Below are 24,617 nucleotides of genomic sequence, written 5' to 3' on the forward strand. Positions count from 1 at the left end.
TGGTCTTACCAATTGTACATAAATAAATGTTCTCCATAATAATAAATTAGAAAATAAAATAGCGTCGTGTCACTTTATTTATGTTTAATGACACACTTATTTTATCAAAAAATAAATAATGACTATCATTAAAGCTATAAATGCTAATTGCACTAAAATAACTCATAATAAAACAGTCACTTATAAAATAGTGTGTAAATTTAATGTTAACTTAATGCGTGTGGTGTAACTTTGAATACGTATGCATAAAGTTGTTAATAAAATAATACGAGCGTTAATATTCATCCTGACAACAAAATAAGCTCGCAGGCTTAACTATCACTTAAGCAAGTAAGCGGGTATCACATTATGGGTAACGGGAAAACATTATGGCTATGTTCAAACCAAGTATACTAACGCTAGCATTAACTGCTGCCGGACTATCAAGCTTTGCCACCACTGCGGCACAAGAAGAAACAATAAAAAATGATGATGTAGAAATCATCGAAGTAAAAGGTTTTCGCGGTAGTGTTGTTGAATCAATTAATACTAAGCGTTTTTCAACACAGGTGGTTGAGTCAATTTCTGCAGAAGACATTGGTAAACTTCCAGATACATCTATTGCTGAGTCAATTGCACGCTTACCTGGTTTAACAGCCCAGCGTCTTGATGGCCGTGCTAGTCGTGTAAGTGTTCGTGGTTTTAGCGAAAACGAAAGCGCAACCACATTTAATGGTCGTGAGCAAGTATCGATTGGTGACAACCGTGGTGTTGAGTTTGACCTTTACCCATCAGAAATAATGAGCGGCGTAACCGTTTATAAAACACCAAGTGCTAGCATTGAAGCAGAAGGTATTGCCGGTGTAATCGACATGCAAACGGTAAAGCCTTTAAGTAAAGGCGAGCGCGTGATCATGTTTAATGGTCAGTTAGAGCAGTCAGGTTTTGATAAGCTAAACCCTGATGGTGATGATAAAGGCTTTCGTGGCACGGTTTCATACATTGATCAGTTTGCAGATGACACTATAGGTGTTGCATTTGCTTACAACACAATGAGCTCACCAAATCAAGAAAAACGCTGGAATTCTTGGGGATACCCTGAATTCGACGTTGATGGACAGAATTATTCAATCTTAGGCGGCGCTAAACCATTCGTACGTTCATCAACACTTGAACGTGATTCAGCGATGCTAGTAGTGGAAGCTGCACCAAATGATCGTCTAAACATGACGTTTGATGCGTTATATGTAGATTTTAACGATGAAAAAATCTTACGTGGTATTGAAGTACCTTTCGCCTGGGGTCAAGGTAGCATCGACCCGAATAGTGTTACTGTAGATGAACAGTCTGGCTTTATCACCAGTGCAACAACGCAAGGTCAACGCGTTGTAGTTCGCAATGATGTTGAAGAACGTGATGCTGAATTAACGCAATTTGGATTTAATACTAAATATGACATTGACGATTCATGGTCGGTAGAGTTTGATGCGAGCTTATCTGAAGTTGAGCGTAAGGACTGGAGCTTACAAAGTTATTCTGGCACAGGCCGTGGCGATGCAAACGGTATTGCTGACAACATTGGTTACTCACTTGATGGCGGCAATACCGGCGCCAAATTTAGCCACGAGTTAGATTATAGTGATTATGCTTTAATTCAGTTAGGTGGTCCTTTGTCATGGGGAACCAGCTCAGCGCTAAATAATAAGTACGGCTTAAATGATACGGCTTATCAAAACACCGCACAAGATGGCTTTATTAATGCACCTGAAGTTAATGATGAACTACATACTTTAAAACTAGCAGCAAGCAAGCTATTAGAAAACGATTACTTAAGCAAAGTAAGTTTTGGTATGTCATATCGCGACCGCGAGAAGAGTAAAAAGTCTGAAGGGTATTACTTAACATTAAGCGATTTCTCATTAGATAATCCTGGTACGCTTGTCGTTCCAGATCAATATCGCCTCGGAACAGCTAGCTTAGGCTTTATCGGTATGGGGGATATGATTGCCTATGATACCCGTGCACTAGTTGACGATGGATATTATGACTCAATTCAAGAAAGTTTAACGGATATAAAACACACTACGCAGTCGTACACAGTTCAAGAAAAAGTTACGGCGTTTTTTGTTCAAGCTGATATTAATGCTGAAGTAGGTGAACTACCATTAACAGGTAACTTTGGTGTTCGCTATGTTAGAACTGAGCAATCTTCGCAAGGTTTTGCGGCTGTGCCGAATGACGTGACTGGTCTAGTTGACGCCGTTCCTAACAATGTGTCACACGATTATAGTCATGTTTTACCTAGTCTTAATTTATCTTTAGCGCTAGATGAAAATCAAACTGTGCGTTTTGGTGCCGCTAAAACTATCTCACGAGCCCGCCTAGATGAAATGAATGCTTCTGTTAATGCGAGCTACAATTCTGAGCGTCCTGATGAGAATGGCAACTATTGGTCAGTATCTGGTGGTAATCCTACACTTGAACCAAAAGAAGCAACGGGTTTTGATTTTACTTATGAAAACTACTTTAGTGCAGAAGGATACTTCTCAGCGGCTGTATTTTATAAAGACTTAAGCCAATGGATATTTGATGGTGTATACGAAGTTGATATGTCAGGAGTTGCTAACCCTTCAACGGGTGAGATACCAGAGAATAGTACCGGTACTGGATCAGGTAAAGTGAATGGCGGTGGTGGAGATCTTTGGGGCTATGAATTGTCTCTTGCTCTACCGTTTAATATTTTTAGTGATTCATTAGAAGGTTTTGGTTTAATTGCCAGCCATACAGGTATTGAACAAGATATTGAAGATCAAAACGGTAATGAATACGAATTACCTGGTTTGTCGGATAAAATTGAAAGCATAACTTTTTATTATGAAAACTATGGCTTCCAAGCACGTACTAGTATGCGTAAGCGTAGCGACTTTAAAGGTGATATTTACAACGCAGGTTATGAAACTCAGCAAGTGAATATCTTAGGTGAAACAATTTGGGACGTACAAGTTGGTTACGATTTTGGCGAAGCAGGTGTTGAGAGCTTAGATGGCTTAAATGTGACATTCCAAGTACAAAATATCACTGAAGAACCATTTACAACACTAAGTGGTGATAATGCTTTACAAGTGCGTGATTACCAAGATTATGGGCGTAACTTTATTCTTGGATTTAGCTACAAGCTTTAACTGAAATTTAGTTAAGTTATTAGCCCTTGTAATTAGTTTTACAAGGGCTTTTTTATAACTACCTTACCTAAGTTTTATCAAACTTTTTAAATTCTGATTTAAAAAAGTGAGCAATAATATGAAGCCAATAAAACACGTCGTCATTGCAGGCGGTGGTACAGCTGGATGGATAGCCGCTGCACTGTTAAATAAAGTATTAGGTAAAGTAATTAATATTACCCTAATAGAATCAACTCACATTGGCACAGTGGGCGTAGGGGAAGCCACTATACCCCCTATAATGCAGCTAAATAATGCATTGGGTATCAATGAACAACACTTTATAAATGCCACTAACGCGACGATTAAGCTTGGTATTGAGTTTGAAAACTGGAAAAGCTCAGCACACAGTTATATGCATGCGTTTGGCACTTTGGGTAAAAACTTCCCTTTTTGTGACTTTTATAATTTTTGGCTTAAAGGCCAAACGCAAGGGTGCAAAGATGATTTTTGGGATTTTTCATTAAATTATCAGGCTGCGAAAAACAATAAATTTGCTCCACTGAATACCATTTCTAATACGTCGTTGCCAGGATTAAGCTACGCGTATCATTTTGACGCCAGTTTGTATGCTGAGTTTTTAAAGCACTTAGCCACAGAGCGGGGGGTAAAACATCTAGATGCTAAAATTAATGAGGTCATGCAGTGCCCAACCAGTGGCAATATTCAGAGCCTAACCCTTGATGATGGCAGCAGTATCAGTGGCGATTTATTTTTAGATTGTACGGGTCTGCGTGCCTTACTGATTGAGCAAACACTCAATACTGGATATGTAGATTGGTCGCACTACTTACCCTGCGATAGCGCCATTGCAGTACAAACAGCATCAAATGATGAATTAAAACCTTATACACGTTCAATTGCGCACAGTGCCGGTTGGCAGTGGCAAATTCCATTACAGCACAGAATGGGGAATGGCTTAGTATATTGTAGCCGCCATATATCTGATGACGACGCAAAACAATTATTACTCAATAATCTTCCTGCAGAGCCTATTACTGAACCCCGATTAATTAAGTTTAAAACGGGTCGTCGTTTAAAACAGTGGCATAAAAACGTCGTTGCCATTGGCTTATCGAGTGGGTTTTTAGAGCCACTTGAATCAACCAGTATTCACCTAATACAAAGTGCTGTGACGCGTTTAATTAAGTTATTTCCTCGCCATGGGGTTAGTGATGCGTTAGTAACAGAATTTAATAAGCAAAGCATCACCGAAATCGAGCATATTCGTGACTTCATTATTTTGCACTATAAGCTAACTGAGCGGGAAGATACTCCATTTTGGCGTCAATGTAAGCAAATGGAAATTCCGCAATCGTTAGCGCATAAAATGGATTTATTTAAACAAACAGGCAAAGTAGTGCGCGAAAACGACGAGTTATTTGCCGAAGTGGCATGGCAACAAGTCATGATAGGTCAAGGCCTATTACCCGATGATTACGGTGCACTAGCAGATTCATTAACCAATGAGCAATTAGCCGAGTTATTTAGTAATTTAAAAACATTAATAAATTCAACGGTAGAGCAACTGCCAAGTCACACCGTATTTTTAAGTAGTTTAAAACCAAAGTAAGCCCCAAAAAAAGTTTCATGCTGGCAGTTTAATTTTTGGGTTAACAGGGTCTGAATATAGCTGTGAATACGTATGCAGCAACTGTAACCAAACTACAGTTAGCTTTAGTATAAACCAATGACAACACTGAAATAAAAATGACACACACAATGAAAAAAAGATTTTACATACCCTTGCTGCTATTAAGCACATTAGTTGTGCAAGGCTGCAGTGATGATAATGAAAGCACGCAAGCAAAAACGGTTGTAAATAAGACAGAGCCTGTAAAGCCAGTTGTTTATCAAGTGTTTACTCGTTTATTTGGTAATACGCAAACAGCTAATATTCCGTGGGGTACTAAAGAGCAAAATGGCGTGGGTAAGTTTGCTGATTTTAACGATGCTGCACTTAAAGGTATTAAAGAGTTGGGTACTACGCATGTGTGGTATACCGGCGTTTTACATCATGCCTTAGTGGGTGATTACACCGAATATGGTATTAGTCAGGATGATCCAGATGTGGTTAAAGGGCGTGCAGGCTCGCCCTATGCAATTAAAGATTATTACGATGTAAATCCTGATTTGGCGGTAAATGTAACGAACAGAATCGAAGAGTTTAGCGCGCTTATTGAACGTACCCACGATCATGATATGAAAGTGATAATAGACATTGTGCCCAATCACGTTGCACGTGATTACCACTCAACGGCTAAGCCTAATGGCGTTAAAGACTTTGGTGAACAAGACGATACCAGCAAAGACTATGATGTTAATAATAACTTTTATTATGTACCTGGTGAGTCATTTCAAGTGCCTTCGAGCGACAGTTATCAAGTGCTTGGCGGAAATTCTCATCCCTTAGCTGATGGTAAATTTAATGAAACACCGGCTAAATGGACAGGAAACGGTGCACGCTCTCCACAGCCTGATATAAACGACTGGTACGAAACAGTAAAAGTAAACTACGGCGTTAAACCCGATGGTAGCCTAGATTTTCCAACTTTACCTAAGGCGCTAGAACACCAAGACTACCGCGCTCATTACGCCTTTTGGCAAGATAAAGAGTTACCTAATAGCTGGTATAAATTTAGAAATATTGCGCTTTATTGGTTAGATAAAGGCGTGGATGGCTTTCGCTATGATATGGCTGAAATGGTGCCGGTTGAATTTTGGAGCTTTTTAAATTCATCGATAAAAATGCATAAACCCGATGCGTTTTTACTTGCAGAAGTGTACAACCCATTGATGTACCGAACTTATATTCACCAAGGTAAAATGGATTACTTGTATGACAAAGTAGGCTTTTACGACACCTTAAAAGCCATAATGCAAGGCAAGCAAGCCGCAAGTAGTATTTTTAATGCTCAGCAAAAAGTGGCTGACATAGAGCAACATATGCTGCACTTTTTAGAAAACCATGACGAGCAACGTATCGCAAGTCCTGATTTTGCCGGCGATGCCGCATTGGGCAAGCCAGCAATGCTGGTCTCTCACCTAATCAGTCGCTCGCCAAGCTTGCTTTATTTTGGTCAAGATGTCGGTGAAGATGGCTCAGAAAACGCGGGGTTTGGTAGCCCGACTCGCACCAGTATTTTTGACTATATTGGTGTTCCTGCTCACCAAGCGTGGATGAACAACGGTAAATTTGATGGCGGTCAGTTAACAACTGAACAAGCGCAATTACGCCAATATTACATTTCAATTATGGCACTTAACGATTTACCAGCGATTGTTGCCGGCGATATGGCACCCTTGTTGGTAACAGGCAGTAATAGAGTGGTAGGTTTTGTACGCACCCTAGGACAGCAATCATTATGGGTGCTGAGTAACTTTAGTCAGCAAGCGCAAACAGTCACTATTACGCTCACGCCCAATCAAGCAACAATGCTCAAACCAAACTCAACGCTTTACGATCTATTAGAGTCGCATAACGGTATTTTGGTGAGCGATGAGAAACAAAATACAACCTTTACGCTGACCCTTGATGCACTCAGTAGTGCCGTTTTAACAAATAAGGCTGACCATGAATTATAATAACAAACCAACCTTAAGCTTTTGGCAAATATGGAACATGTGCTTTGGCTTTTTAGGCATTCAATTTGGCTTTGCACTGCAAAACGGTAACGTAAGTCGGATTTTTCAAACCCTTGGGGCGAATGTAGACGATATTCCTATTTTGTGGGTAGCAGCACCACTTACCGGTTTAATTGTACAGCCAATTATTGGTTATTGGAGTGATAAGACGTGGGGCAAATTAGGTCGCCGTCGTCCGTTTTTTTTATACGGCGCTATTTTAACCACATTATCGTTATTTATTATGCCAAACTCACCAACACTTTGGATTGCAGCGGGCATGTTATGGATCATGGATGCATCGATTAACGTCACCATGGAACCATTTCGCGCCCTTGTAGGCGATAACCTACCAAACAAACAGCGTGCTACTGGCTATGCAATGCAAAGCTTTTTTATAGGCGTAGGCGCCGTGGTTGCTTCTGCACTCCCTTGGATGATGACGAACTGGTTTGATATTGCCAACACCGCCGCTGCAGGGCAAATTCCTGATTCAGTAAAGTACTCATTTTACTTTGGTGCAGTTGTATTGCTGGTCGCAGTAGGCTGGACAATTATAACCACCAAAGAATATTCACCTGAAGAATTGGCCGCATTTAATCAACAAGAGCAAGCTAAAGTCGAACAGACGGTTTGTGCACAAATTAACTTTAGTAAAGGCGGCAGTGTATTTACCGTGTTAGGGCTTGCAGTACTTGGTTTAGTCACGGGATTAAACCTAGAAAAAGAGCTGTACCTATTAGCAGCTGGCTTAGTGAGTTTTGGCGTTATTCAATTTATTGCAGCCGCACTACAGGCAAAAAACCACACCAGCGGTGGCTTTTACCAAGTCGTTAACGATGTATTCACCATGCCAGAGGCGATGAAACAACTTGCTTGGGTACAGTTTTTTAGCTGGTTTGCCTTATTTGCCATGTGGATTTACACCACCTCAGCGGTAACCAGTTTTCATTATGGTAGCAGTGACACAAGTTCAGCGGCGTATAACAATGGTGCAGACTGGGTGGGTATTTTATTTGCGGCTTACAACGGTTTTGCTGCATTGGCGGCTTTATGTATCCCGATCATCGTTAAGCGTGTTGGTTTAAAACTAGCGCATGCACTTAACCTTATTTTAGGTGCCTTAGGTTTAGCGAGCTTTATGTTTATAAAAGATCCGAGCTTACTTATTTGGCCAATGATAGGTATTGGTTTTGCGTGGGCGTCTATATTGTCGTTGCCTTACGCCATGTTAAGTACCTCAGTACCGAGTCATAAAATGGGTGTGTATATGGGAATATTTAACTTTTTTATTGTGATCCCACAATTATTAGCCGCCAGTGTACTTGGCCTGATACTCCGTCACTTTTTCCAAAATCAACCTATTTACGCATTGATGCTAGGTGCTGTGTCTTTTGTACTTGCAGCGGTTGCTGTACTGCGTGTTAAACAGTCTTAATTTAAGGGGCTAAAATGAAAAAATATAATCTAATTACCGCGACAATATTGGCCGCAGGCCTTGTAGGTTGTGGTGTGCAAAATACGCAAACCAGTGCAGTAGCGCAAACATCAGTGAGTGCGCCAGGCGCACCAGGCGAAGCCCCATTTTGGGCATACGCAGGCAAAACTGGGATAGGCACGTCTTTTGAGCAATACCAAAATGGCCATTACAGTGACGAAGCACCTACAGGTAAAGTGTCAAAAGTATGGTTTTCGATTGCCAAAGGGATGATCACCGAAACCATGTTCGGGCTTATTCATCAAGCGCAGATTAAAGACATGCAATTTGTTGTAGTCGGAAAAGATTTTACAGTCACCGAAGCTGACGATTTAGACGTTACCATTGATTACTTATACAAAGACGATAAAGGCCGCCCGTTATCATTAGCATACAAAGTAGTAAGCAAAGATAAGCAAGGTCGCTTTAGCCTCGAAAAACATATATTTACCGACCCAGACGGTCAAAGCTTATTTGTACGCAGTATTTTTAATACCCAGCTTGACGGTGTAAAAGCATATGTAACAGTTAACCCGTATATAAACAACAACGGCTTAGATGACTTTGCAAAAACCATCGAGCAAGGATTGGTAGCGTGGCAGGGCGATAATTACTTGTCATTGCAAGGTGCACAGCCATTTAAACAAACAAGTGTTGGTTTTACAGGTGTGAGCGATGGTTTAAGCCAGCTTAAAACAACTCAGCAGCTTACCCGAGTTTATAAAACTACCGGTGAACAATCGGGTAATGTTAGCCTACTTGCAGAGCTGGGTGAAATTGGTAAAAACAGCCAGTTCGATTTAACCCTAAGCTTTGGTAACAACCAGCAATCAAGCTTTAAACAAGGGCAAGCTACGCTAGCCAAAGGTTACCAAGCTGTGCTTGATAATTACAACGGTAAAGGCGAAGCGCTTGGTTGGCAAGACTACCTGCAAAGCCTTGCACCGCTAAACAACATGAGCGAACAAACCGCTGATAACGGCAAGTTACTTTACACCAGTGCTATGGTGTTAAAAGCGCAAGAAGACAAAACTCATGCTGGGGCACTTATTGCCTCTTTATCTAACCCATGGGGTGAAACCGTATCGGCGAAAACCGGCTCTACCGGTTACAAAGCGGTATGGGTGCGCGACTTTTATCAAGTTGCCATGGCATTTATGGCACTAGGCGATACCGCAACAGCCAAAACCGCATTTGAATACCTTGAAAAAGTACAAGTAAACAGCAAAACCCCGGGCAACAAAGGCGACACAGGGTGGTTTTTACAAAAAACACACGTAGATGGCGAACTTGAATGGGTAGGCGTACAGCTAGACCAAACCGCTATGCCTATTATGCTAGCGTGGAAGCTTCATCAGGCAGATGTGTTAAGTGGTGCTGAGCTAACTGATTGGTATACCCGCATGTTAAAACCGGCCGCTGACCTTTTGGTAGACGGTGGGCGCGCTAAAATCCTATGGAACGACATGCAAATAACCCCACCTGCGACTCAACAAGAGCGTTGGGAAGAGCAAGAAGGGTATTCGCCATCAACCACCGCTGCTGTTATTGCCGGTTTAATTACCGCCGCTGATATTGCAAAAATGGCAGGTGATGAGGTAAATGCTAAACGCTACCTTGCAACAGCAAAAAGTTACAACGCCGATATAGAAAGCATGATGTTTACCACCGCAGGAAATTTAGAATCAAACGCATCAGACGGCGAGTATTTTATACGTATTGGTCAAGACAAAGACGCCAATTCAAATACTAAAATTAACGCCAATAATGGCCGTGACGGGTTTAATAAAAAGCAAATTCTCGATGGTGGATTTTTAGAGCTCGTTCGCTATGGTGTACGTGATGCACTAGCGCCTAGCATAGTAAAAACACTCCCAGAATATGATGACGAAACCCTAACCGATAACCTACAAGTTAAATACAGCTTTGAGTTTACTGATGGCAGCGGCACATTTGCAGGATACCGCCGCTATGGTAACGACGGGTACGGTGAAGATGAAGTAACTGGCGCTAACTATGCGCAAGGTGGAAAAAATAGCCCAGGGCAACGTGGGCGAGTTTGGCCATTTTTTACCGGTGAACGGGGCCATTATGAAATTGCCGCCGCAAATGCTAATAATACCTTAGATGCAACAAAACAGCAGGCTATTAAAAATAGCTATGTAAAAGGGCTAGAGCAATTTGCTAACGAAGGTATGATGCTACCAGAACAAGTATGGGATGGCGTAGGCGTAAATAAAGCAGGATACACGTTAGGCGAGGGTACAAACTCGGCCACACCACTGGCGTGGACGCATGCTGAATACGTGAAGCTAGTGCGCTCACTAAGCGACAAACAAGTATGGGATCATTATCCGGTGGTAACTAAAGCACTAAAATAACCACAAACTATCCGCAGTTCAGGTTAATTAACATAGCCGTAGTAAAATACGGCTATGTTATTTATTACAATAATAACGAGGCTGAAATGAAAACATTTACCTTGAGCGCATTAGCATTAGCAATCATGCTAACAGGCTGCCAAAGCGCACCATCATTAAATAACAACACGAATAACACCGAAACATCGCAATTAAATACTAAACAACAAGCAAGCCCGTGGTGGGAAAGCGCCATTTTTTACCAAATTTGGCCACGCAGCTTTTACGATAGCGATGCTGATGGTCATGGCGACTTTAACGGTATGACCCAAAAGCTCCCGTATTTACAAGAGCTCGGCGTAAATGCACTGTGGTTAACCCCCATGTTTGAAGCACCGTCGTATCATGGCTATGATTTTACTGAATTTTACCAAGTAGAAAACGACTACGGCAGCATGGCCGAGTTTGAAGCCTTTATAAAAGCCGCTGATGATAAAGGCATGAAAGTCATACTTGATTTAGTTATAAACCATATATCAAGTAACCATGAATGGTTTCAGCGTTCAGCAAAACAAGAAGCCCCTTATGCAGATTACTTTATTTGGCGCGACGATATGCCAAAAGCCGGAAGTGGTTGGGGGCATGCATGGAGTAATAACGACCAACCCGATGTCGTATGGCATTGGAATGAAACACGCCAGCAGTATTACTATGGTGCGTTTGGAGCAAGCCAACCTGATTTAAATTTACGCCACCCAGATGTTATTGCTGAAATGGAAAAAATGGCTAAGTTTTGGCTTGATAAAGGCGTTGCTGGTTTTAGGTTAGACGCAGTTCGCTTTGCCATGGAAAGCGGCGGCAATGCGCAGGCCGACACAGACGAAACCATAGCTTACTGGCAGCACTTTAATCAGTATGTAAAAAGTGTAAACCCTGAGGCCTATTTAGTCGGTGAAGCCTGGGCAGATATTCCTGTGGCGGCAAAATACTTTGGCGAAGGTAAAGGGCTTGATCAAGGCTTTGATTTTGAAGTGGGCTATAAAATACTGGGCTTATTAAAACCCGACGCCAGTGGTGAAGCGCAATTTGGCACCATGCAATCTAATCAACAAGTGAATACAGTTGATGCCAATGTGCTCAAACAAAATTTACAGCAACGTATTGACTCAGTCGCACCGCTTGATTTTTTTGCACCGTTTTTAACTAACCACGACCAAGAGCGTGTGGCTTATCAACTTGCTGAACACGACGATAAAGCAAAACTTGCTGCCGCTATGTTATTTAGCTCTCCTGGCACGCCGTATATTTATTACGGTGAAGAGATAGGCTTAACACAAGGTGGCACAGGTCACGATGTGTATAAACGTGCGCCTATGCAATGGGACAACAGCAATCAAGCCGGTTTTACTCAAGCTCAAACAAGTTGGGTTGAGCAGGCTGAACTGTTTGGTGACAACTACACCCAGTGGTGGCCTGAATTTTTAGCACAGCAAATTAATGCTGCTGATCGCAATGTAAAAACGCAACAAGCGCAATCTAATTCAATTTGGCGTTTATATCAGCACTTAATCGCACTAAAAAAACAGCGCCCAGAACTGGGTATTAAAGGTCGTTATGAATTAACACAGCATAACAACGGCCTTGTCGAAATAACCCGCGAGTTAAACGGCAGTAAAAGTATGTTTGTACTTAACTTAACCGCTAACCCGCAAAGCATCAGCGGTATAAAACGTCAGGGGTTAACGCCTAGCTGGCAACACGACCTCAATGGCGAACAACTCGCTGGCTATGGTTTGTTGTTACTGAATAACACACTATAAATAAAATACACATAAAAGGGGCTAACATACGTTAGCCCCTTTTATGTACATGCTTTAATTGCATTACCCCCAAGTTATAGCGCATTTTAATGAATCATAAGTCGCTTAACTTCTTCTGGCGTCATGGCACTTATCATGAAAATGAATATGAGATGCAATCCACCTCAGGTAGGTGTCCACGGTACGTAATGAATACTGATGTACCAACATATATTCAGCAATGTAATTTAAAAATGGGGAACGCGTTTTCATATCATCATCAATATTGAAGGCTGTATAAATATACAGTCTAGTTGTTTTGCTCCCATATTCAAGAAAATGAGCGCTGAGCGCACTTTCTTATTATATTTAGTAGCAAGAAAAAATTTTAGCTGGCAATGAGTTAAGTTATTTGTTAAAAAAGTAATTAATAAATATATTAGCGTGACGTTGGCAGAAATATACGCGACGAGCGCACTATAAAATTGTTAGGTGTTTCTCAGGTTTGGAGTTCAAATGGGATTTAAGTTTTGGTTCGTTAGAGCATTAAAAGTATTTCTTGGAGTAGCAGCCTTACTTTTTATAGTTGAGTTGCTTAAACAGCACTCAGTTCAAGAAGCATTAATTTTTGCTTGTACTTGGTCATTGATTACAACAGCATTGTTTATATGTTCAAGACTATATCAATCACGTAAAGGTGTAGAGTGTGCTTTGTGCAATGATATTCCAGACAAAAGTGATAAAAACACCTAACAAGAATTTAAAGCGGGACTGCTAACAGTTTGCTCGGTTTCGCTACGCTACACATTTTAGCAAACAATTAACAGCCCCTTAAATGGGCGTTATGTTACTAGATAAGGATATTTATGAAATTAAGCATCGGAGCTTTATTAACACTCTTTCTAATCTCAGGCTGTACAAGTACATCAATTAAGCCGTTGAAATGGGAATACAAAACTATAAATGTAAATCCATTTAAAAATGGGCTTATTGGTAGAGAGCTAAGAGAAATCGAAAAGGAATATTCTAATACGCAAAAAGAGCTTCTTTCAAAATATGGTGAAGATGGCTGGGAATTGGTTCATATTGAGGGTAAAAACTATATTTTTAAAAGGCCAGTTCAGGTTAATTAAGTAACATAACAAGTGACTATGGTGTCAATTCCTAATTTTAAACCATTTTAGGATCCCACATGGCACCATCCCTCACCATAGAATTTATGATCACTACCAGTTTTCGTATGCACGCAATAATGGCTACCTTTTTAGGCTTTCCTGCTTTGACCATGCGTTGATAAAGGTCTTTAAATTTAGAGTTGCACTGAATGGCTGACATCATCGCCATGTACATGGCAGTTCTTATTTTAGGTCGGCCGCCACGTATCATTCGCTTACCTTGATACACGCCACTTTCACGATTAAATGGGGCTACACCCATTAAAGAAACGGCCTCTTTGTTGTTCACATAACCTAACTCAGGCATATCACTAAGCAAGTTAAATGCGACCACATTGCCAACACCTAGCACACTTTGGATAATGGCATTTTTTGCTTTGTATTCGTCTCATTCTTCAATCAGTTTTTGAAGTTTTAAATCGACTTTATCTATTTGGTTTTTCAGTGCAGTTAAGATAGGTTTTATGAGTGACGATAGTGTTTTTGGCATTATTTGAGAGCGATTTTTCTCCATCGTTTGCATATCCATTAACTGACGTCTTCTCGAGAGTAAATCGCTCATCAAGCGCATTTGCTCTGGCTTTAAAGATGATAAAGGCGGTTTAATCGCTTCACCAAAGTGAGCAATAAGTTGTGCATCAAGTTTATCCGTTTTTGCTTTTTGGCCGATAGCGCCTGCGAAGCGTTTTATGTTCACGGGATTAGCAATAACGAATGGAATATTCGCCTCAGCGCAGGCTATGATAAAAGGCTGTTCAAGACGTCCACTTGCCTCAATAGTAACGCGTGTTACTGGGTGTTTTTTTAAGATTTGAATGGCGTGTTTAATGCCACTTTGATTATTTTCTACAGTAAAGTAAATGTCTAAAGGCCTGATATAAATATCGAGTTGTGTTTTACCTGTATCGACACCGACGTTAATTTCATTTTGATTATTTATTGTATTCATAATAAGCTGACTCTGCCTTGCTATTCGGGCTCGAGGCCCCGTTGACTATCCGAGTTTAATGCTTGGAGTTTATACAGCGTTCTAACTTGTTACTGGTCTCTCAATAGAGGAGCCTACGCTCAATCGAACTACTGTATAAAAGGCTTTGGTTGCAGCCAAAGCTTGGGCCTCACATTACCCGAACTAGGTTAAAGTATTAATTTATGGGTTTATTATCCATACAAGTCGTTAAAGCAGGACACTGCTCCTCACCCGTTTTAGTGAACGACTCCACATAACATTAAGGAGCAACACAGCCTAATTGGCCCTTAAACATAGCGAGTTGATTTTAGTTTAAAAATAAACTGTTGACATAATATGTCATGGTGGTTACTTTTAATACATAATATTAAAAGGAAAACTAAAATGGAAATTTGGAATTTATTTACTGCTTTTATTGTGCAATTAATCACCTTTTTTACTCAAGAAGTGGGCGTAAGCCAAGCGGTTGCAATTATTTTGTTTACCGTTATTGGACGATTAGTTTTAATGCCGATTAACCTTGTTGCTATGGTTAACATGGTTAGAAATAAAAAAGCAATTGCCGCACTAAAACCTGAGCTAGATAGCATAAAGAGCAACTATAAAGACCAGCCCAGTGAAATCGCAAAATTAACTATGGCGCTGTATAAAAAGCACAACATTAAGTTTATTGATAAAAAAAGTGTGATTAATATGGCAAGCCAAGGGGTATTTGGCCTTGGAACTTTTCAAGCTCTGCAACAAATTGTATTGAATAGTAAATTTGCTTGGATTACCAGTATTGCAAAGCCTGATATTGCGATTTCGTTATTAGTGGGGGCTATTACATATTTATCTATGATGATGATGCCAGGTAGCGCAGAACAAACCAGCACCTTATTGTTCCTAATTCCCGCAATTATTTGTGTGGTTACTCTCGTTAATTTTCCTTCTGCAATTGGTTTGTACTGGGCTACATCCAGTAGTACTAGCTTGTTGCAGTCATTATTAGTAAATAAGTATTTTAAAAACCATCAGCCGCAGCATCCTTTATAAAGGTCGCTAAACAAAGGAATGACGATAATGAATATGTGTTATCAGCCCACAGCCGATTTGATGGCATCGGCATTGTTAACCTACACCAACATGCGTGAATATTATGAGCAGTATGGCGTTGATTGGCAGCAACATAAAATATATGAACAAATAGTAAACCTTGAAAATTGGGATATTGTGGTAAATGGCGATGTAGTGGGTGTAATGCGCTTGGCTTTCGATGATAAGGGTTGCTATATACGTGACTTACAAGTAGATGCTGCGTTTCAAAATATGGGTATTGGTGCAGCAGCAATTAATGAGTGTGCTCGTTTAGCAGTGCTCCGAGGTGCTATGCAACTTAGGCTTCGGGTTTTTAAAATAAGCCCTGCGCACAAGCTTTACACACGTTCAGGTTTCAGCATAGATAAAGAAGACGACAGATTTTATTATATGTCTAAAAGCTTAGTTTAATAACTGTGACTTTTATTTTAAAAATCAATGTTGCTCAGTCACTGTAGATTAATATTCGCTCATTCAAACTGCTATCCCGACAATTTAATAAAATAGTTATGGATAGATTATGCGCTTTTATACAAACAAAACAGCCACATTGAGTGTTTGCTTTTTATTGCTTGGCACAGGTTTTATGCTGATAGAAAACAGTGTGTATCAATATGTTGATCATAATGGTGTTCTACATGAAAGCTTGTTTATGCCCTTGAGCATACTGTGTTTTGCTGTGGGAGTTCTTTTTGTGGTTAGTTTGTTAGCCCGAAAAGTATTCGGGCTATTTAAAAGTGCTAGGGCAGATGGGCATTAACCGCTGCTGTTATTACTCATTATTTAAGTTAGCGGGTTCTAATAAGTTAAATGTCGGTAAGCGCCATTTAAAGCGTACCGACGCCATACGAATTAAATAGCCTACTACTAAACTTGCAACTACGCTGATATTGTCATCAATGTTGTAGTGGTGCAGTGCTAAGTATAAACAAGCAACAATAAGCGCTACGCTTGCGTAAAGTTCATGATGAAGTACTAATGGCGCTTGTCGACAAATTAAATCACGCAACAGTCCACCAAATACACCTGTTACTATAGCTGCGACAACACAAATTCCATAGTGCAAACCCATATTTAGCCCAACTTGGCAGCCAATTATACTAAACGCTGCAAGCCCTAAGGCATCTAGACGCATGAATATGCCTTTAAATTTAACCACCCATTTGGCCAACCAAGTGGTTACAATACCCGCCACGCATGTGATCAGTAAATATTCTGGGTGTTTAACCCACGTTAACGGGTAATTGCCAAGTAAAATATCGCGTACGCTGCCACCCCCAATGGCTGTGGCACTGGCTACTAGCATAACCCCAAACCAATCCATGTTTCTGCGCCCAGCGCTGAGTGCACCGGTCATGGCTTCTGCTGTAATTCCGATGATGTAAACAATAGTGAGTAGCATGAAATAGTCACTTAAACTTTTAAGAGCAAAAATAAAAGTGCGATTGTAGAGATAAAATAGTGCATTGACGAGTGAAAAATTACATTAAAAACAGCTGCTTTCAGATTAAAAAAACTAATGTGATAGCGAGGTGTGAATAGCCTGTTAATGTAACGAGAGCGCCGGCTTTAGTATTGAAAGCAAAAAGGACAAATGACCGTAAAAATGCAATAAAGCCTGAATTAATTTAAGGTAAAAGAGCGCTGTTGCCTTTAATTTTGTTGCTTCTTAAAAGCGGTTTTATTGAATGTATTAACTTGAGCCACGCGCAATTAAACGCGGGGGCAGTAGGGTGCTTTGTACTTGCTCACCACGAATTAATTTGAGTAAGTTTTCAACTAACATTTGCCCCGCTATAGTGGTGTTTTGCTCTATGGTTGTCAGCGGCGGATTAATGTAACTGGCAATAGAAATATTATCAAAGCCTATTACGGCTACATCTTTTGGCACGTTAATATTGGCTTCTTTTAATGCCCGTATTGCGCCTATAGCAATCAGATCGCTGGCAGCAAAAAGTGCATTAAAAGTAATGTTATTAGCAATTAAAGAGCGAGTAGCATGGTAGCCAGATTCTTCGGTAGAAATTGCATTGGCAATTTTACGATCATTTAAGGTGACACCGTTTTGCTGTAGTTCGTCTTTAAAGCCATTAAAACGGGCAAAAAACTCAGGGCTGTGATCAGAGGCATCGCCAATAAATGCACAATCAGTTCGGTTATGCGCCAGTAAATGCTCAGCGGCAAGTTTACCACCGCCATAATTATCGCAACTTATGGTTAAATCAGGGCGGTTATCAACGCTTGCTCCCCAGCAAACAAATTTAGTGTTTTGTTCAAGCAAGGTATTAAATTTTGGTTGAAAATCAATGTAGTCGCCATAGCCTAATAAGATTATTCCATCTGCTCGATGGCTGTCTTCGTAGTCTGCTTGCCAATCAGCGCTGGCTGATTGAAATGAAACAAGTAGATCATAACCTTCTTTTGCGCAGGCACGGGTAATACTGCCCAGCATGGCTAAAAAAAACGGATTGATTTGTGATTCATCTGAGGTCGGGTCTTCAAACAACAGCAATGCTAGGGTACTGCTTTGTTGAGTGCGAAGGTTACTGGCGTTTTTGTCTACTTTGTAATTAAGTTTTTTAGCAATATCGTGAACACGTCTTCGAGTTTCGTCATTTACCAGTGGACTATTTCGTAAAGCACGGGAAACTGTAGATTGAGACACCCCAGCATAATGGGCTATATCAAACGAGGTGGCTTTACCTTTCATCACGATTACTTACTTAAGAGGACAATAAGGGGATATTCTCGTTTATTAGTGATTTTTTTCAAGCTTATTTGTCAATAAAGGCATTTTTTTATTGATTTTTTCATGACACCGGTGTCACAATAAGGGCGTTTTATCATTTTGTTGTCAAAACGTATTAGCTACCTTTATTATTAAAGGTAGCATTTTTTTACAGTGATAGCTGCTTTGAGGTGATAGCTCAAAGTAAATAAGTATCAATGATACCCCATTAAAATAATAAGTACTCATTACTTAAACAAAAGAGATAACACTATGGGTTTACACTCTAGCACACACTTTGATCCTATTCTGGTTGCCGATATTGGCGGCACAAATGCTCGTTTTGCGTTGATCACTGGCTTCGACGAATCAAGTAATCAATTTACCATTGAGCATAATCATACGTTTCCCAGTGCTAACTATGGATCGCTCGAAAGTGCTACCGAGTACTACTTATCAACAGTGTCTCATATAACCCCTAAACGCGCATGCCTTGCAGTAGCAGGCCCTATAAATGCAGGGCAAGTTCATTTAACTAATTTAGGTTGGCACTTTAGCGTTAATGATTTTAAACACCACTTTGACCTTGCTCAATTAAGCGTTATAAATGACTTTGCTGCTTTTGCCTACGCAGCACCGTATTTAGACCCTTCACAAAATGTCACTGTTAAACCTGGTCAAGCGGATGAGTCTGCCAATATAGGTGTAATGGGCCCAGGCACTGGTTTTGGTGCAGCGTGCTTAGTGAGAACGGCACATTCGTGCGCGGTGATGAGTTCAGAAGGCGGGCATATTTCGTTAGCAGCCGTTAATCAACTCGACGGTCAACTTATTCAAGAACTCAAAAAAGATCACCCTCATGTATCGGTAGAAACGGTATTTTCGGGCCCTGGCATTGCTCATTTGTATAAAGCCATGGCTGCGGTTAAAGGGGTGGCGGCAAAAAATTTAGATGCCGCACAAATTAGCAGCTTAGCCAATAGCGGTGAATGTGAAGTGTGTGATGCAACGCTTAATCAATTTTGTGACTGGATTGGCAGTGTTGCGGGCGATTTAGCATTGGCCTACGGCGCTTTAGGCGGCCTTTATATTGGCGGTGGAATTTTACCACGCATGCAAGCTCGTTTACTTGAAAGTCGTTTTATTGAGCGCTTTTCGCAAAAAGGTATTATGTCGCAGTACACAGGTCAAATTCCGGTGACGTTAGTAACACAAGACAACATCCCATTAATTGGAGCTGCCGCGTGTTTGCATACGAGCCAACAGGATTAATCGCTTTGCATAGGTTTGGAAATAAATAGATGAAAAAAGTCACTATAAACAGCGTTGCCAGTCATGCAGGTGTTTCTAAAAAAACCGTATCGCGAGTACTCAATAATGAGCCTAATGTCAGTGCAGCTACACGCGAAAAAGTGTTAGCCGTATTTAAAGAGCTAGATTACACCCCAAACCCAATTGCACGCGGCCTTGCACAAAATCGCAGCTTTATCATTGGTTGCATTTACGATAACCCTAGTAAAAGTTATATCACCCGTGTGCAAACAGGCGCACTGGCTGCCTGCCAAGAGAACAACTATAACTTGCTTATTCATCCTTGTGAGCTCAGGGGCGATGCACTCATTAACAATATTGAGCAGTTATTGCAGTCATCACGCCTTGACGGTTTAGTATTAACCCCGCCATTTTGTGATTTTGGCGAGTTGGTAGATTTTTTAAAGTCGAAAAAAATCCCTTATGCTCGAGTCGCTTCTGCAATTTTAGATGATGATTCTATTTCTGTGACCAGTAATGACGAGCAGGGGGCGTTTGAAATTACCGAGCATTTAATAAATCTTGGACATACCTCCATAGCGTTTATTAAAGGTCACCCAGATCACAGTGCCACTGAGCAGCGTTTTAAAGGTTACAGGCGCGCATTAACAACTCATGGCATTGAATTTAACGAACGCTTAGTTGAAGAGGGTAACTTTAGTTACCATTCAGGAGTAGACAGTGCGCGTAGTATTTTAGATTTATCGCCACGTCCTACTGCTGTATTTGCATCAAACGACTACATGGCAGCGGCAGTGCTCAAATTAGCTACGCAGCGTAACTTACGTGTACCTGATGATATTTCTATCGCTGGGTTTGATAATGCACCAATAGCGCGCCACATTTGGCCTGGGCTGACCACCATAGCGCAACCTGTAGAAGAAATGACAAAACAAGCCGTTACGCAATTGATCACCCATATTATTGAGCCGCAAGAGTCGCCATATAAAGTGATTTTAGAAGCTAAATTAATCACGCGAGAGTCAACTGCAGCCGTAAAATAAAACCCTTTTTTCACAGTAGCCCGAGTATGAGTGACGCTTACTCGGGCTTTTTTTTGTCTGTACTTTTAATTTTCATTATTTGCTTGCTGGTATTTCACTAAAAATTCACGTTTATTTATTGTACATGTTAAAAAAATTGGCTATTTTTATGACTCAGGGTTGACACCGGTGTCAATGTCATGCGTTAATACCCTGACACCGGTGTCAGGGTTGTTGTGAGAGGCTCCCTGGTAGCGTACCTTTGAACGGGTAAGTCAAAGATGCTCAGTACAGTTATTTTCGTGGAGTCTATAATTGTTACTGAGCCTTTATCCTCTAACGAATAGAGATGAGTAAAATTATGTTGCACCCTCGAATTCAAGAAGTCACAGAACGCGTTATTGAGCGCAGTAAACAAACCCGTCAAGCCTATTTAGATCGTATTTCGCACGCAAAAAAACAAACAAGAGTTCGTGCTGGATTAGGCTGTGGCAATATTGCTCATGTAATGGCTGCGTGTAGCAGCGATGACAAAGCGCGTTTAAAAGCAGACGAGGTGCCAAACCTTGCAATTATCAATTCATATAACGACATGTTATCTGCACATGTGCCTTACAAAGAATACCCCGATTTAATTAAAAGCATTGCCACTAAATTTGACGCCACCGCGCAAGTTGCTGGCGGTGTACCTGCGATGTGTGATGGTGTTACGCAAGGGCGTGATGGCATGGAGCTATCGCTTTTTTCTCGTGACGTTATTGCTATGTCTACTGCGGTTTCGTTATCGCATGACGTGTTTGATGGTGTGTTTTGTTTAGGCGTATGTGACAAAATCGTCCCAGGCCTATTAATTGGTGCTTTATCATTTGGTCACTTACCTGTGTATTTTTTACCAGCAGGGCCTATGCAATCAGGTATTCCAAACAAAGACAAAGCACGTGTTCGTCAAAAGTTTGCACAAGGACTGGTATCTCGTGAAGAGCTACTAGAAGCTGAAAGCGCTTCTTACCACAGTGCGGGTACCTGTACGTTTTATGGTACCGCTAACTCAAATCAAATGCTGATGGAAATAATGGGCTTACACTTACCAGGTAGCTCGTTTATAAACCCATACACAGAACTGCGTGATGGCTTAACCGGTAATGCGGTTGAAACCATGCTTAAGCAGCTTACTGAAAACAAAGATGGCCCGTGTTTAGCGGATGTGATCAGCGAAAAAACCATTATTAACGGCTTAGTTGGCTTGTTATCAACAGGTGGCTCAACCAATCATGCAATCCATATTGTGGCGATTGCTAAAGCGGCCGGTATTCAAGTTACATGGAAAGACATGTCCGATTTATCAGCGGTTGTTCCATTACTGACGCGTATTTACCCTAATGGCTCTGCAGATGTTAATCACTTTCAAGCAGCCGGTGGAATGGGCTTCTTAATGCGTGAATTAGCAGGTGCTGGTTACCTTCATACAGACGTAACCACTATTTTAGGCGAAGGCCTTGCACCTTACATGTGTGAGCCACTACTCGATAAAGACGATAACCTAATTATGAGTGATGCGAACGGCCCAAGCAAAGTTAAGTGGGTAGCGTGTCCAGAAAACTCACATGATGAAGAAGTACTTCGCCCAGTAAGTAACCCATTTAGTAAGCAAGGTGGTTTACAGCTACTAACGGGTAACTTAGGTAAAGCGGTTATTAAAGTCTCTGCGGTTGCAGAGTCTCATCAAGTGGTGTCGGCACCGGCTAAAGTATTTAGCTCACAAGGTGAGTTACAAGATGCCTACAGCCGTGGCGAACTTAACCAAGATTTTATTGCTGTACTTAAAGAGCAAGGGCCAAAAGCCAAAGGCATGCCTGAGCTTCATAAGCTCACACCGGTAATGGCAACATTACAAGATCAGGGCTATAAAGTGGCTATTGTTACCGACGGTCGTATGTCGGGCGCATCAGGCAAAGTACCAGCGGCAATCCATTTAGCACCTGAAGCGGTTGAAGGTGGGATTATTGCTAAAATTCATGAAGGCGATATTGTTACTCTAGATGCGCCAAATGGTATTTTAAAACTGCATGTTAGCGATGAAGAGCTTGCTAAACGAGAGCCGCAAATTAGCCAAGCAAGCCAAACGTTTGGTACAGGTCGTGAATTATTTACTGGATTTAGAAACATAGTAAGCAGTGCCGATTTAGGTGCAAGTGCTTTTGGACTTGAATAATAATTAGCCATATTGGGTAATGAGGAACAAGTAATGAGTATTGAAAAAATCTTAGCATCGGCACCGGTAGTGCCAGTGGTGGTAATCGAAAAATTAGAAGATGCAGCACCACTTGCAAGAGCGTTATATAACGGTGGCCTAAAAGCACTTGAAATTACACTGCGTACACCCATTGCAGCTGAGGCTGTAAAACTAATGAAAGCAGAAGTGCCCGAAGCTTATGTTGGTACAGGTACTGTGGTTGATAAAGCAAGCTTTAACGCATCAGTAGAGGCGGGTGCTGACTTTATGGTAAGCCCAGGTGTTAGCGATGAGTTATTAGCGCTGGCAAAAGAGTCTACTATCCCATTTTTACCCGGTGCAGCGACCCCAAGCGAAGTGATGAACTTAGCTGCTCATGGTTTTAAGTTCTTAAAGTTTTTTCCTGCAGAAGCTGCAGGCGGTGCTGCCATGCTTAAATCTATTGGCGGCCCATTACCTGATATTACTTTTTGTCCAACCGGTGGCATTAGTTTAGCAACCGCACCTGATTACTTAGCACTTAACAATGTTATTTGTGTAGGTGGTACCTGGATGTTAGATAAGCAACTTATTGAAAATAAAGACTGGCAAGCTATTGAAACGCTTGCTCGCCAAGCATGTGAAGTTAATAGGAGTCAAAAATGATTAATGTAGCAATTAATGGCTACGGCCGAATTGGTCGTAATGTATTACGTGCACTGTATGAATCAGCGCAAAATAATGAAATTAAAATTGTGGCTATTAACGATTTAGCCCCAGCCAATGTAAATGCTCATCTGACTCAGTTTGACTCAGTACATGGTCGTTTTTCACAGCAAGTAACGCTTAAAGACAACACCATGTTAATTGGCGATGATGTGATCACCTTAACGCAAGAACGCGATCCTGCTAATTTACCGTGGAAAGCGTTAAACGTTGACATAGTACTTGAATGTACAGGGTTATTTACGTCACGCGAAGCGGCTAATAAGCATATTGAAGCCGGTGCTAAAAAAGTAGTGGTATCGGCACCTGGTACAGATATGGATGCTACCGTAGTGCACGGTGTAAATAGCGATGTAATTAATGCCGATAGCAATATCATCTCAAACGCGTCGTGTACAACTAACTGTTTAGCGCCAGTAGCCAAAGCAATAAACGATACGGTAGGGATTGAACAAGGTAGCATGACTACTATTCATGCTTATACCAACGATCAGAACTTATCTGACGTATACCACCCAGATTTATACCGCGCGCGTAGTGCGACTCAATCTATGATCCCAACTAAAACGGGCGCTGCAAAAGCGGTTGGTTTAGTACTGCCTGAACTTGCCGGTAAACTAGATGGCATGGCGGTACGTGTACCTACAATTAATGTGTCGTTAGTTGATTTAACGTTTATTGCTAAACGTGACACAAGCATTGAAGAAATTAACCAAGTGGTTAAAGCAGCCTCAGAAGGGCCAATGAAAGGTATTTTAGAGTACAACGAGCTGCCGCTTGTTTCTATCGACTTTAACCATAACCCAGCTTCATCTATTTTTGATGCAACGCAAACGCGTGCTGATGGTAAATTAGTTAAAGTAATGGCGTGGTACGACAACGAATGGGGTTTCTCAAACCGCATGTTAGATCAAGTTAAAGCGCTGGGTGCCTATTTATAAATTTTCCGTGTAGTTAATTTAGCTTTATCCAGCC

At 41.1% G+C, this 24,617-nt stretch carries 18 protein-coding genes and 1 pseudogene; 16 read left to right on the forward strand and 3 right to left on the reverse strand.

The genetic code is table 11. From position 1 onward, the window contains the following. Positions 1–368 precede the first annotated feature (368 nt). The 8 genes from PTET_RS07185 to PTET_RS07225 all read left to right on the forward strand — a co-directional run bounded on the left by PTET_RS07185 (position 369) and on the right by PTET_RS07225 (position 13,593). Complete coding sequence (locus PTET_RS07185; RefSeq protein WP_016899528.1) at positions 369–3,161, forward strand: TonB-dependent receptor; 2,793 nt, start codon at positions 369–371, stop codon at positions 3,159–3,161. Between the two features lie 118 nt (positions 3,162–3,279). Then, positions 3,280–4,773, forward strand: coding sequence for a tryptophan halogenase family protein (locus PTET_RS07190; protein WP_016899527.1), 1,494 nt, complete (start codon positions 3,280–3,282; stop codon positions 4,771–4,773). Between the two features lie 149 nt (positions 4,774–4,922). Continuing rightward, on the forward strand, positions 4,923–6,785 hold the full coding sequence (locus PTET_RS07195; RefSeq protein ID WP_029609931.1) for an alpha-amylase family protein: 1,863 nt from the start codon (positions 4,923–4,925) through the stop codon (positions 6,783–6,785). Further along, positions 6,775–8,262, forward strand: a complete 1,488-nt coding sequence (locus PTET_RS07200; protein WP_096038407.1) for an MFS transporter — start codon at positions 6,775–6,777, stop codon at positions 8,260–8,262. Before PTET_RS07195 ends, PTET_RS07200 begins: the two co-directional genes overlap by 11 nt. 14 nt (positions 8,263–8,276) lie before the next feature. After that, positions 8,277–10,682 (forward strand): glycoside hydrolase family 15 protein, encoded by a 2,406-nt coding sequence (locus tag PTET_RS07205; protein WP_016899525.1) that lies wholly within the window; start codon positions 8,277–8,279, stop codon positions 10,680–10,682. 86 nt (positions 10,683–10,768) lie between these two features. Next, positions 10,769–12,481 (forward strand): alpha-amylase family glycosyl hydrolase, encoded by a 1,713-nt coding sequence (locus PTET_RS07210; protein ID WP_013464813.1) that lies wholly within the window; start codon positions 10,769–10,771, stop codon positions 12,479–12,481. Positions 12,482–12,976: 495 nt separating this feature from the next. Next, positions 12,977–13,213, forward strand: a complete 237-nt coding sequence (locus tag PTET_RS07220) for a hypothetical protein (protein WP_013464814.1) — start codon at positions 12,977–12,979, stop codon at positions 13,211–13,213. Positions 13,214–13,326: 113 nt separating this feature from the next. Next, positions 13,327–13,593, forward strand: coding sequence for a DUF4177 domain-containing protein (locus PTET_RS07225; RefSeq protein WP_013464815.1), 267 nt, complete (start codon positions 13,327–13,329; stop codon positions 13,591–13,593). A 37-nt stretch (positions 13,594–13,630) separates the two neighbouring features. Here the strand turns inward: PTET_RS07225 and PTET_RS07230 are convergent. Continuing rightward, positions 13,631–14,584: pseudogene (locus tag PTET_RS07230) on the reverse strand (IS110 family RNA-guided transposase). A gap of 405 nt (positions 14,585–14,989) precedes the next feature. Here PTET_RS07230 and PTET_RS07235 point away from each other — a divergent pair. From PTET_RS07235 to PTET_RS07245, 3 genes are all read left to right on the forward strand, one after another. Then, on the forward strand, positions 14,990–15,640 hold the full coding sequence (locus tag PTET_RS07235; protein WP_013464816.1) for a YidC/Oxa1 family membrane protein insertase: 651 nt from the start codon (positions 14,990–14,992) through the stop codon (positions 15,638–15,640). 27 nt (positions 15,641–15,667) lie between these two features. Next, on the forward strand, positions 15,668–16,093 hold the full coding sequence (locus PTET_RS07240) for a GNAT family N-acetyltransferase (RefSeq protein ID WP_013464817.1): 426 nt from the start codon (positions 15,668–15,670) through the stop codon (positions 16,091–16,093). Between the two features lie 109 nt (positions 16,094–16,202). After that, positions 16,203–16,442, forward strand: a complete 240-nt coding sequence (locus PTET_RS07245; RefSeq protein WP_013464818.1) for a DUF3955 domain-containing protein — start codon at positions 16,203–16,205, stop codon at positions 16,440–16,442. A 12-nt stretch (positions 16,443–16,454) separates the two neighbouring features. Here PTET_RS07245 and PTET_RS07250 read toward each other — a convergent pair whose 3' ends face one another. Further along, positions 16,455–17,084, reverse strand: a complete 630-nt coding sequence (locus PTET_RS07250; RefSeq protein ID WP_013464819.1) for a trimeric intracellular cation channel family protein — start codon at positions 17,082–17,084, stop codon at positions 16,455–16,457. Positions 17,085–17,375: 291 nt separating this feature from the next. Further along, positions 17,376–18,392, reverse strand: a complete 1,017-nt coding sequence (locus PTET_RS07255; RefSeq protein WP_013464820.1) for a LacI family DNA-binding transcriptional regulator — start codon at positions 18,390–18,392, stop codon at positions 17,376–17,378. A gap of 291 nt (positions 18,393–18,683) precedes the next feature. Here PTET_RS07255 and glk point away from each other — a divergent pair, with 291 nt between their 5' ends. The 5 genes from glk (at position 18,684) to gap (ending at position 24,583) form a co-directional block, all read left to right on the forward strand. After that, a complete protein-coding gene (glk, locus tag PTET_RS07260; RefSeq protein WP_013464821.1) occupies positions 18,684–19,682 on the forward strand; it encodes a glucokinase in 999 nt (332 codons plus the stop codon). A 29-nt stretch (positions 19,683–19,711) separates the two neighbouring features. Next, on the forward strand, positions 19,712–20,725 hold the full coding sequence (locus tag PTET_RS07265; protein ID WP_008110549.1) for a LacI family DNA-binding transcriptional regulator: 1,014 nt from the start codon (positions 19,712–19,714) through the stop codon (positions 20,723–20,725). Between the two features lie 340 nt (positions 20,726–21,065). Continuing rightward, the gene (edd, locus tag PTET_RS07270) at positions 21,066–22,916 is read left to right on the forward strand and encodes a phosphogluconate dehydratase (protein WP_013464822.1); all 1,851 of its coding nucleotides are present in this window, start codon (positions 21,066–21,068) and stop codon (positions 22,914–22,916) included. A 33-nt stretch (positions 22,917–22,949) separates the two neighbouring features. Next, positions 22,950–23,582: a bifunctional 4-hydroxy-2-oxoglutarate aldolase/2-dehydro-3-deoxy-phosphogluconate aldolase gene (gene eda, locus PTET_RS07275; protein WP_013464823.1), complete on the forward strand. Its 633-nt coding sequence runs from the start codon at positions 22,950–22,952 to the stop codon at positions 23,580–23,582. Further along, complete coding sequence (gene gap / locus PTET_RS07280) at positions 23,579–24,583, forward strand: type I glyceraldehyde-3-phosphate dehydrogenase (RefSeq protein WP_013464824.1); 1,005 nt, start codon at positions 23,579–23,581, stop codon at positions 24,581–24,583. The genes eda and gap overlap by 4 nt, the downstream gene beginning before the upstream one ends. Positions 24,584–24,617 lie beyond the last annotated feature (34 nt).

The sequence above is a fragment of the Pseudoalteromonas tetraodonis genome (assembly GCF_002310835.1).
Classification (GTDB): Bacteria; Pseudomonadota; Gammaproteobacteria; order Enterobacterales; family Alteromonadaceae; genus Pseudoalteromonas; species Pseudoalteromonas tetraodonis.

What these genes read in the sequence shown, in the direction of transcription:
- PTET_RS07185 (WP_016899528.1), top strand. Translation starts at nt 369, where the DNA reads ATGGCTATGTTCAAACCAAGTATACTAACGCTAGCATTAACTGCTGCC.
- PTET_RS07190 (WP_016899527.1), top strand. Translation starts at nt 3,280, where the DNA reads ATGAAGCCAATAAAACACGTCGTCATTGCAGGCGGTGGTACAGCTGGA.
- PTET_RS07195 (WP_029609931.1), top strand. Translation starts at nt 4,923, where the DNA reads ATGAAAAAAAGATTTTACATACCCTTGCTGCTATTAAGCACATTAGTT.
- PTET_RS07200 (WP_096038407.1), top strand. Translation starts at nt 6,775, where the DNA reads ATGAATTATAATAACAAACCAACCTTAAGCTTTTGGCAAATATGGAAC.
- PTET_RS07205 (WP_016899525.1), top strand. Translation starts at nt 8,277, where the DNA reads ATGAAAAAATATAATCTAATTACCGCGACAATATTGGCCGCAGGCCTT.
- PTET_RS07210 (WP_013464813.1), top strand. Translation starts at nt 10,769, where the DNA reads ATGAAAACATTTACCTTGAGCGCATTAGCATTAGCAATCATGCTAACA.
- PTET_RS07220 (WP_013464814.1), top strand. Translation starts at nt 12,977, where the DNA reads ATGGGATTTAAGTTTTGGTTCGTTAGAGCATTAAAAGTATTTCTTGGA.
- PTET_RS07225 (WP_013464815.1), top strand. Translation starts at nt 13,327, where the DNA reads ATGAAATTAAGCATCGGAGCTTTATTAACACTCTTTCTAATCTCAGGC.
- PTET_RS07235 (WP_013464816.1), top strand. Translation starts at nt 14,990, where the DNA reads ATGGAAATTTGGAATTTATTTACTGCTTTTATTGTGCAATTAATCACC.
- PTET_RS07240 (WP_013464817.1), top strand. Translation starts at nt 15,668, where the DNA reads ATGAATATGTGTTATCAGCCCACAGCCGATTTGATGGCATCGGCATTG.
- PTET_RS07245 (WP_013464818.1), top strand. Translation starts at nt 16,203, where the DNA reads ATGCGCTTTTATACAAACAAAACAGCCACATTGAGTGTTTGCTTTTTA.
- PTET_RS07250 (WP_013464819.1), bottom strand. Translation starts at nt 17,084, where the DNA reads ATGCTACTCACTATTGTTTACATCATCGGAATTACAGCAGAAGCCATG.
- PTET_RS07255 (WP_013464820.1), bottom strand. Translation starts at nt 18,392, where the DNA reads ATGAAAGGTAAAGCCACCTCGTTTGATATAGCCCATTATGCTGGGGTG.
- glk (WP_013464821.1), top strand. Translation starts at nt 18,684, where the DNA reads ATGGGTTTACACTCTAGCACACACTTTGATCCTATTCTGGTTGCCGAT.
- PTET_RS07265 (WP_008110549.1), top strand. Translation starts at nt 19,712, where the DNA reads ATGAAAAAAGTCACTATAAACAGCGTTGCCAGTCATGCAGGTGTTTCT.
- edd (WP_013464822.1), top strand. Translation starts at nt 21,066, where the DNA reads ATGTTGCACCCTCGAATTCAAGAAGTCACAGAACGCGTTATTGAGCGC.
- eda (WP_013464823.1), top strand. Translation starts at nt 22,950, where the DNA reads ATGAGTATTGAAAAAATCTTAGCATCGGCACCGGTAGTGCCAGTGGTG.
- gap (WP_013464824.1), top strand. Translation starts at nt 23,579, where the DNA reads ATGATTAATGTAGCAATTAATGGCTACGGCCGAATTGGTCGTAATGTA.